The organism is Streptomyces sp. NPDC049970 (assembly GCF_040660235.1).
Taxonomy (GTDB): Bacteria; Actinomycetota; Actinomycetes; order Streptomycetales; family Streptomycetaceae; genus Streptomyces.
Genome location: NZ_JBFALP010000010.1, coordinates 221,094 through 229,739 on the forward strand (window position 1 = coordinate 221,094; position 8,646 = coordinate 229,739).

The window sequence follows — 8,646 nt, forward strand, 5'->3', positions numbered from 1 at the left end:
TGCTGGTAGCTGGACGGTACCGGTTGATATCCCCCATCGGCCGTGGCGGTATGGGTGAGGTGTGGCGCGCCACGGACGAAGTCCTGGGCCGCTCCGTGGCGGTGAAACTGCTCCTGGGTGATCATGCCGACGCCTCGTCGACCGCTCGGTTCCGCCTGGAGGCGCAGACCGCGGCGCGTCTGAGCCACCCACACCTGGTGGCCGTCTTCGACTTCGGCTCCTGGGAGGACCGCTTCTACCTGGTGATGGAGCTGGTCGAGGGCAGGAGTCTCGGAGATCTGCTGGAGGCCCAGGAGTCGGTCCACCCGGAGCAGGTGGCGCACATCGCCGGCCAGGCGGCCGCGGGTCTGGCCGCCGCGCACCGCCAGGGCATCGTCCACCGGGACATCAAGCCCGGGAACCTGATGCTGGACGCCGACGGTTCCGTGAAGATCGGGGACTTCGGCATCGCCCAGTTCGTCGACGACCCCTCGACGGCGCTGACCACGGCCGGCCACATCGTGGGTACGAGCCTCTACCTGGCCCCGGAGAGGGCGCTGGGGCGCTCGGCGGACGCCGCGTCGGACATGTACTCGCTCGGCTGTGTCGTCTACCAGTTGCTGGCCGGCCGGCCGCCGTTCCGCTCGGACACCGCCACCGCGACGCTCTATCAACATGTCGACACCCCGCCGGTACCGGTGCGGCAGCGCGGGGTGGACATCTCCCCCGCCTTCGACTCGTACCTGCTGGGCCTGCTGGCGAAGAAGCCCGAGGAGCGGCCGAGCGCGCAGCAGGTGTCCGACTGGTTCCGCACCGACGCCTGGCGCGGGCGCCCCGAGCCGCTGCCCCAGCACGCGCCCCCCGTACGGCGGCCCGTGGCCCCGCCCGTGCCGTCGTCGAACGCGGGCGGATCACAGGCCAACGGGACCGGGTCGACGTACCGGCTTCCCCAGGCCACAGGCCGCAGACGGGCGGCTCCCGCGCCCCGGGCCTCCAGATCCGCGACCACCCGCCGGATCAGCACGGGTGAGGCCATCAGGCGCCGCCCACGGGTGGCGAGCGCGGTGGCCGGGGCGGTCGCCTTCCTGGCGGCGGTCTACCTGGGCACGGTCCTCTTCGCACCGGACACCGGGGCCGCGGACACACCGGACCCCGGATCCAGCCCGACCGCGGGCCTCGAATCACCCGCCCCGGCCGACCCCCCTGCCCAGGACGGTTCCGGGCAGGGCGACGACGAGGACGACTGAGTCCCGCAACTCACCAGCGCGCGTGGACCTCTGCGCGGATCCGGCGGTCGTACAGGTCGCGTACGGCGTCCAGGGTGCCTCGTGTGAGCGGCGGGAGCGCGGCGGCGGCCGCGTTGGCGCGGGCCTGCTCCACGGAGCGCGCGCCGGGGATGACGCTGGTGACACCCGGCTGCTGGAGGATCCAACGGAGCGCGGTCTGTGCCGGGGTGGCGCCCTCGGGAGCGAGTCCCGCGAACTCCGCCGCGGCGGCCACGCCGGTCGCGTAGTCGATACCCGAGAAGGTCTCGCCCTGGTCGAACGCCTCGCCGTGCCGGTTGTACGTCCGGTGGTCCTCGGGAGCGAAGACGGTGTCGGCGGTGTACCTGCCCGACAGCAGCCCGGAGGCCAGCGGGACCCGCGCGATGATGCCGACCCCGGCCTCGACGGCGGCGGGGAGGACCTCGTCGAGCGGCTTGAGGCGGAACGGGTTGAGGATGATCTGGACGCCGGCGACGCCGGGCCTGGCGATGGCGGTGAGCGCCTCGGCGCAGGTCTCGACACTCACGGCGTAGGCGGCGATCCGCTGCTCGACGACGAGTGTGTCGAGGGCGTCGTACACGGCGTCGGAGGAGTAGACGGCCGTGGGCGGGCAGTGGAGTTGTACGAGGTCCAGGGTGTCGACGCCGAGGTTGGCCCGCGAACGGTCGTTCCAGCTGCGGAAGTTGTCCAGGACGTAGTTCTCGGGAAGCTGGTCGGCGCGGCGGCCCATCTTGGTGGCGACGAAGACGTCCGCGTCCGGCCGGTCCTTGAGGTACCGGCCGATGAGCTGTTCGCTCCGGCCGTCGCCGTACACGTCGGCGGTGTCGAAGAAGGTGACGCCCGACTCGACGGCGGCGTCGAGGACGCCGAAGGCGTCCGCCTCCCGCACCTCGCCCCAGTCCCCGCCCAGCTGCCAGGTGCCCTGTCCGACGACCGATACGTCACGGCCGGTCCTGCTGAGTGTGCGCTGCTCCATACGGATCATGCTACGCGGGTGTGCGGGGCGGGCGCCTGCGTGTGGCGCCCGCCCCGCACCGGCGGTCAGTCGCCGGTGATCACGTGCGGGTGATCAGTCGCCGGTGGTCACACGGACGTAGTCGACCACGAGCTGCTGCGGGAAGCTGGTGCTGCCGTCCGGGTCGCCGGGCCAGTAGCCGCCGACCGCGAGGTTGAGGATGAGGAAGAACGGCTTGTCGAAGACCCACTGGTTCCCGCCGAGGTCAGCGGGGGTACGCCGCTGGTAGACGGTGCCGTCGACGGACCAGGTGATGGAGTCGGGGGCCCAGTCCACGGCGAAGGTGTGGAAGTCGTCCGCGAAGGCGGCCCCGCCCGGCAGGGTGTAGCCGGCGCCGATGCCGCCCGAGCCGGAGTAGCCGGGGCCGTGCAGGGTGCCGTGGACGGTTCCGGGTTCGAAGCCGACGTTCTCCATGATGTCGATCTCGCCGCTGTTCGGCCATCCCACGCTGCCGATGTCCGCGCCGAGCATCCAGAACGCGGGCCAGATGCCCTGCCCGCGCGGGATCTTCATCCTGCTCTCGACGTGTCCGTAGGTCGAGGTGAACTTGCCCGAGGTGTTGAGACGGGAGGAGGTGTACTCGCAGGTCCCGTACCAGCACTGGTAGTTGCCGGGGTTCTCCTTGCGCGCCGTGATGACGAGGTTGCCCTGGCCGTCCAGGGCGGCGTTGTCGTTGCCGGCGGTGTAGTACTGCCTCTCGTGGTTGTCGACGTTGTCGCCGGTCTCGGTCTGCCACTTGCCGCCGTCGACGGCGGAGCCCGCGGGCCCGTCGAACTCGTCGGCGAAGGCCACGGCGGCCGCTGCCCGTGGAGTCGTGGAGGACGCAGCCGTGTGGGGGTCGGGTGCGGCCGAGGCTCCGGCGGGAAGTGCGGTCATGACCACGGAGCAGCAGAGCAGGGAGAGGGCGTACAGGGTGGTGCGGCGCCTCTTCGCGGGGCGCGCCTCGGTCCGGTGGGGGGAAGGCACGGACATCACATCATTTCGGTGGGGGATGACGGACAGACATGCGCATGACAGATATGCGCCGAGAGGTGAACGCATCAGACATTCGCCACCGGCGCATTCTTCAATACTTGATTTAAGGCAGTGGCCACAGACCCGTCAAGGATCTGGTCCGGACCGGGTGGGCGCGGGTAGAAGTCGGCGGCGCGGGGAACCGACAAGTCATGAGCATCCGTACCGTACTCACCCTGCCCGCCGTCCTCGCCCTCGCACTGCCTGCCTCGGCCGGTGTCGCGTCGGCCTCCTCCGCCGCTCCCCCCGCATGCCGGGAGAGCGCTCTGACCGTCGCCGCCCATGCGTCGGACCGGCCGGGGACGGTGCGGATCAGCATCACCAACCGCACCCGACACGCCTGTGCCGTCGACCGCATCCCCACCGTCGTCTTCGGCGATCTGGACGGCCCTGCCAGGCCGGTACCCGAAGGCACGAGCGGTCCGTACAGCGTGTCGGCCGGCGGTTCGGCGTACGCGGCGGTGCGCACGCTCGACCCGGACGCCACGGACCTCCGGGTCGTGGACCGGCTGACGGTCGCCGGGTCGCCCGCGCACCGCGGACGGACGTTCGACGCGGCCTCCCTCGGATCCCCCGACGGGATCCAGGTCTGGGAACCGGTCACCACCTGGTGGCACAGGTCGCAGGCCACGGCTGACGCGGCCCTCGACCGGTACACGGGCTGACGGGCCCGGCCACCGCCCGTACGCACGCCACGATGCGGCGGGCGGCACACGGCCGCACAGTGGAGGTACGTACGGTGCGGGGCACGCGGCCCCGACCGTGCGGGGCCGCACAGCCCGACCGCATTCGGCGGAAGGAGCGGACGTGGACAGCGAGAGCTCACAGCGTTTCGTGGTGCAGATCCACGACGCCCGGCGTATGCACTTCGACTTCCGCCTCGAGGTCGACGGCGTCCTGAGGTCCTGGGCGGTGCCGCGCGGTCCGTCGGACAATCCGAGCGACAAGCGCCTGGCGGTGCCGACGGAGGACCATCCCCTGGAGTACCGCGAGTTCGAGGGGGTGATTCCGCAGGACCAGCAGGGCAGCGGCGCCGTGATCGTCTGGGACCAGGGCACCTACCGGCCGCTCAGCCACGATCCCGCGGGAGAGCCCGTGCCGTTCGGTGAGTCCCTGGAGCGCGGGCACGCCGACTTCTGGCTCGACGGGACGAAACTGCGCGGCGAGTTCACCCTCACCCGGTTCCGTATCGACGACGGGGACGGCACCCGGGGACCGGAGGCCTGGCTGCTGGTCAAGGCCGACGACCGGCAGGCCGTCCACGACCAGCCGGGCACCCCCGACCCGTACCACGCGCGCTCGGCCCGCACGGGCCGGACACTGCACCAGGTCGCCATGGCGGAGACCGGGCACGGGACCTGACCGGTCAGGGCACGGCCCGGGTACCGGTGATCCGGCCAGGACCCCCCTGGGTCCGGGCCCCGGGGTGCGGCGGGCGCGCCTGTCCGGGCCGGACATCAATTCGTTTCCCGCGCGTCGACCGGTCCGATACGGTCGCGGGATCGTTCTCACCGCCGGGAGCGCCTCAGGGTTTCCCGCGCCGGCGCCCAGGCGGCTCCCGCGTCGAAAGAAGGTCGTCCATGGCATGTCGTATCAGCGAACTCGTGCTCGGTTGCCGCGACCCCCAGGTGCTGGCACGGTTCTGGTGCGAGGTCCTGGACTTCGTGGTGCTCGACCACGAAGAGAACGAGTACGTCGAGATCGGGCCGCGCGAGGGATTCGGCGGCCCGCAGCCGACGATCATCCTCAGCCGCAGGGACGAGCCCGAGCCGGGCAAGCCGCGACTGCACATCGACGTCAACGCCACCGACCGCGACCAGGACGCGGAGCTCGAACGCCTCCTGAGGATCGGGGCGCGTCCGGCGGACATCGGCCAGACCGGCGAGGAGCAGTGGCACGTTCTCGCCGACCCCGAGGGCAATGAGTTCTGCCTGCTCAAGGCCCGCCTCAACCCGCTCTGAGGCTCATCGGCCACTGCCGCGTGCCAGCATCCCGGCGCACTGGTCACGCGCCTCCGCCCGTCCCGGTCGCGCGTGCCGCAACCGGGACGGGCGGCTGCCTCAGGCCTTCTTGGCCGAGGCGAGGTGGGCGAAGACCACGACGTTGTCCTGGTAGTCCTTCGCCTTCTTGTCGTATTCACCGCCGCAGGTGATCAGTCGCAGTTGGGCGGTGCCCTTGTCTGCGTACACCCGGTCGTTGGGGAACTCGGTCTTGCTGAACGTCTCGACCGAGTCGACCTTGAAGGTGGCGACGACTCCGTCCTCCCGGGTGATGTCGACGGTGTTCCCCGCCTTGAGCGTGCTCAGCAGCAGGAACACGGCTGGGCCGGTCTTGGTGTCGACATGTCCCGCGACCACGGAGGTGCCGCTCTCGCCGGGCGTGGCGCCGTCCTTGAACCAGCCGGCCAGATTGGGGTCGTCGGCGGCCGGCGGGTTCAGCTGACCGGTGGCACCGATGGCGAGCGGCGTGAAGGGGGCGTCGACAGCGATCGACTTGATCGAGATCCGCTCGGGCTCGGAGCGGGGCAGTCCCGACGGCGCGGCCGACGGGGCGACGGGGCTTACGGGCGCCGCCGACGAGGAGGGCGCGGGGAGGGAGACCACCGCGGGGGCCGGCGGGGCTCCCGCCGACGCGTCGAAGGAGTTGTAGACGAGGAGGAAGCCCAGCCCCACCGCCACGACGGGCCACAGCAGGGACCGGCCGAGGGCAGGGGTGGCGGGAGCTGGGTCTGACTGCTGCTGGGCGGCCATGCGCATGCTGCCTTTCGCGTACGGGTGGGACGGGGTCGGCCCGGTCGGGGGCCGGGGAAATCGGCGCGGCCACCGCCCGGGGAAGGGCGGCGGCCACGACAGGATTCATTCAGCGGTGCGGGTGCCTGTCAGACTGCCGCGGCGCCCGAGGCGTTGCGGCGGCGCAGCTTGTAGGCGACGGCACCGATACCGCCGAGCATCAGCACCGAGCCCGCGGCCAGGCTGCTGCCGGACAGCGCCATCGCGCCGCCGCCGGTGTGCATGCCGCCCTCGGGCTTCTCGTGCTTCCAGGTCTTCTCGCTGTCGGAGCTGCCGGAACCGGACTCCTTGTCCTCGTCCTTGCTCTTGTCCTTCTCCCAGTCGTCGGCCGTCACGCCGGCCAGAGCGCCGCCACCGGCGTGCATGCCACCCTCGGGCTTCTCGTGCTTCCACGAGTCCGGCTTCTCACGGTCGTCGTTGCTGCCGGAACCGGACTCCTTGTCCTCGTCCTTGCCCTTGTCCTTCTCCCAGTCGTCGGCCGTCACGCCGGCCAGAGCGCCGCCACCGGCGTGCACGCCGCCCTCGGGCTTCTCGTGCTTCCACGAGTCCGGCTTCTCACGGTCGTCGTTGCTGCTGGCGGAGGAGCCGCTGTCCTTGTCCCAGCCGTCGGCCGAGGTCACGGCGTATGCGGCGGGGGTGGTGACCGCGAGGACCGCCGTGACGGCGGCCGAGGCGAACAGGGTGCGGGCAGTGCGCATGGATACACAGTCCTTTCGCCACTCCCGCGTCGGCCGACTGGTTGTCGGCTCATCGGATCACGGGTGCGACGTGATCCACCGTCAGCCCGTTCCCGGCGGCGCACCACTCGGGAAGGGCGCATTGGGACTACGCGGTGGGCCCATCGTGTGACAGGGGCCCGGATGTCACCCGTCTGACGGCACGCCACGCCGAGGGGAGGTTTGGGAGAAGACGATCATCGGTGTAATGAGGCCGCGGCGATGCTCGTAGGTTCGCTCCATGACCGAAACCACCCCTCCCAGCTGCTGTTCTCCCGGTCGCAGGGAGTCTGACGACCTGTCCGGGACCGTGTCCGGCGTGCAGGATGCGCGGAAGAAGCGGGCTGAGCGGGAGCGGTGGGCAGGTCAGGCGGAGTCCGCGGTCCTGCGGTGTGGGCGCCCGGTGGGACACGCCCGAGGCCGGGCCGTCCGCCGGGGTCGCCATGACCGGCGGCGCCCTCTCGTTGCCGACCCAGGACGCCGACCTGCGTCTGGGGGACAACGCGGCGCCCGTACTGCTGCGGGACACCCCGGCGGGTGGCTCCACGGTGGTGACCGAGCTGCTGTGCGGCCCGGCCGGGCCGCACAGCAGGCGGGTCTGGTGCTGTACGAGGACGACGACCGGCGGTTCGAGCTCGTCCACTCCGTGCTTCCGCTCACCAACGGCGACGGTGCGCCGCTCCGTGTCGGCGAGTTCGGCAAGGAGGGCGAGCGCCCGACGACCACTCCGCCGACGGCGGTGGCCGACGCCCCCCGTGTTCGGGGGTCCCACCTCCGAACACGACGCGGCTGCCGCTGCCCCGTCACCTCGACACCGTCCATGGGGAGCACGGGGTACGCGCGTCCACCAGCCGCGACGGGTGCCCACCGGCCGAACGTCGGCACCTGGACCCTGCCGGTACGGGCGCGCTCCGGATCGGTCCCGTCCCCCACGACAGGTGCGGCGCGACGGCTGACTTCGACCGCACCCGGACGCACGGCGCCTGGTGAGCCGATCCGCCACTTCCTGAACCGACACTCCATCAGATCTCACACTCCGTCACCGATAGGGTCGAACCAGAGGGGTCATCACGAGACGCCGTCGTCAGGTTTTGTCGTCAACGGCCTTCAATACATGAGCTGTTGCACATCTCTTGACGCGTTCGTAACAAGGGTGGAGTATCTCGCACAGCCGGAGAGAGCGCTCTCCGGCTGTGCGCGTCGTGTACCCGCCCCACGACTCAGGAGACCTCCATGTACGCACATCCCCGGCTCCACAGACCCCTCCCCGCATCGAGAGGCAGACGCAGCGGTGCCCTGGCCGTCATAGCCGGTCTGGTCCTCTCGCTCCTCGCCTTCGTCCCGCAGTCCTCCGCGAGCGCCGCGCCGTCGCTGCTCTCCCAGGGCAAGGCGGTCACCTCGTCCAGCCAGGAGAACGACGGCACGCCCGCCTCGGCGGCAGTGGACGGCAACAACGCGACCCGCTGGTCGAGCGCATTCTCCGACCCTCAGTGGATCAAGGTCGACCTCGGCGCCACCGCCTCGGTGAGCCAGATCGTGCTGCGCTGGGAGGCCGCCTACTCCAAGGCCTACCGGATCGAGTTCTCCGCGGACAACAGCAGCTGGAGCACCAGCTACTCGACCACCACCAGCCCGGGCGGCACAGAGACCCTCAACGTCTCGGGCAGCGCACGCTACGTCCGGCTCACCGGCACCGCGCGCGCCACGGGATACGGTCATTCCCTCTGGGAGTTCCAGGTCTTCGGTACGACCGGCGGGGGCGACCCGCAGATCCCCGGCGGTGGTGACCTCGGGCCCAACGTGCTGGTCTTCGACCCCTCGACGCCGAACATCCAGGGCAAGGTCGACGAGATCTTCAAGAAGCAGGA

Annotated in this window: 8 protein-coding genes and 1 pseudogene; 5 read left to right on the forward strand and 4 right to left on the reverse strand. The window is 71.0% G+C overall.

Translation table 11 applies throughout. The features are described from left to right. Positions 1–50: 50 nt before the first annotated feature. Complete coding sequence (locus AB0I83_RS19985; protein WP_363305562.1) at positions 51–1,226, forward strand: serine/threonine-protein kinase; 1,176 nt, start codon at positions 51–53, stop codon at positions 1,224–1,226. A 10-nt stretch (positions 1,227–1,236) separates the two neighbouring features. Here the strand turns inward: AB0I83_RS19985 and AB0I83_RS19990 are convergent, their stop codons facing one another. Next, positions 1,237–2,229: an aldo/keto reductase gene (locus AB0I83_RS19990; protein WP_363305548.1), complete on the reverse strand. Its 993-nt coding sequence runs from the start codon at positions 2,227–2,229 to the stop codon at positions 1,237–1,239. 84 nt (positions 2,230–2,313) lie between these two features. Continuing rightward, complete coding sequence (locus AB0I83_RS19995) at positions 2,314–3,231, reverse strand: glycoside hydrolase family 16 protein (RefSeq protein WP_356534992.1); 918 nt, start codon at positions 3,229–3,231, stop codon at positions 2,314–2,316. Positions 3,232–3,425: 194 nt separating this feature from the next. On the opposite strand from AB0I83_RS19995, the gene AB0I83_RS20000 reads away from it, so the two are divergent. The 3 genes and pseudogenes from AB0I83_RS20000 (at position 3,426) to AB0I83_RS20010 (ending at position 5,234) form a co-directional block, all read left to right on the forward strand. Then, positions 3,426–3,938 carry a DUF4232 domain-containing protein gene (locus AB0I83_RS20000; RefSeq protein ID WP_363305549.1) on the forward strand — a complete coding sequence of 171 codons (513 nt, stop codon included), beginning with the start codon at positions 3,426–3,428 and terminating at the stop codon, positions 3,936–3,938. Between the two features lie 34 nt (positions 3,939–3,972). Next, a pseudogene (locus tag AB0I83_RS20005) lies at positions 3,973–4,635 on the forward strand (DNA polymerase ligase N-terminal domain-containing protein); the annotation flags it as partial. Positions 4,636–4,853: 218 nt separating this feature from the next. After that, entirely contained in the window at positions 4,854–5,234 is a 381-nt protein-coding gene (locus AB0I83_RS20010) for a VOC family protein (protein WP_356534988.1), read from the forward strand. A gap of 99 nt (positions 5,235–5,333) precedes the next feature. Here AB0I83_RS20010 and AB0I83_RS20015 read toward each other — a convergent pair whose 3' ends face one another. Both AB0I83_RS20015 and AB0I83_RS20020 read right to left on the reverse strand, forming a co-directional pair. Beyond that, positions 5,334–6,023, reverse strand: coding sequence for a class F sortase (locus tag AB0I83_RS20015; RefSeq protein WP_363305550.1), 690 nt, complete (start codon positions 6,021–6,023; stop codon positions 5,334–5,336). 128 nt (positions 6,024–6,151) lie between these two features. Next, complete coding sequence (locus AB0I83_RS20020; protein ID WP_363305551.1) at positions 6,152–6,760, reverse strand: hypothetical protein; 609 nt, start codon at positions 6,758–6,760, stop codon at positions 6,152–6,154. A gap of 1,251 nt (positions 6,761–8,011) precedes the next feature. On the opposite strand from AB0I83_RS20020, the gene AB0I83_RS20025 reads away from it, so the two are divergent. Further along, positions 8,012–8,646, forward strand: a 635-nt coding sequence (locus tag AB0I83_RS20025; protein ID WP_363305552.1) for a discoidin domain-containing protein, incomplete at its 3' end; no start/stop codon positions are given.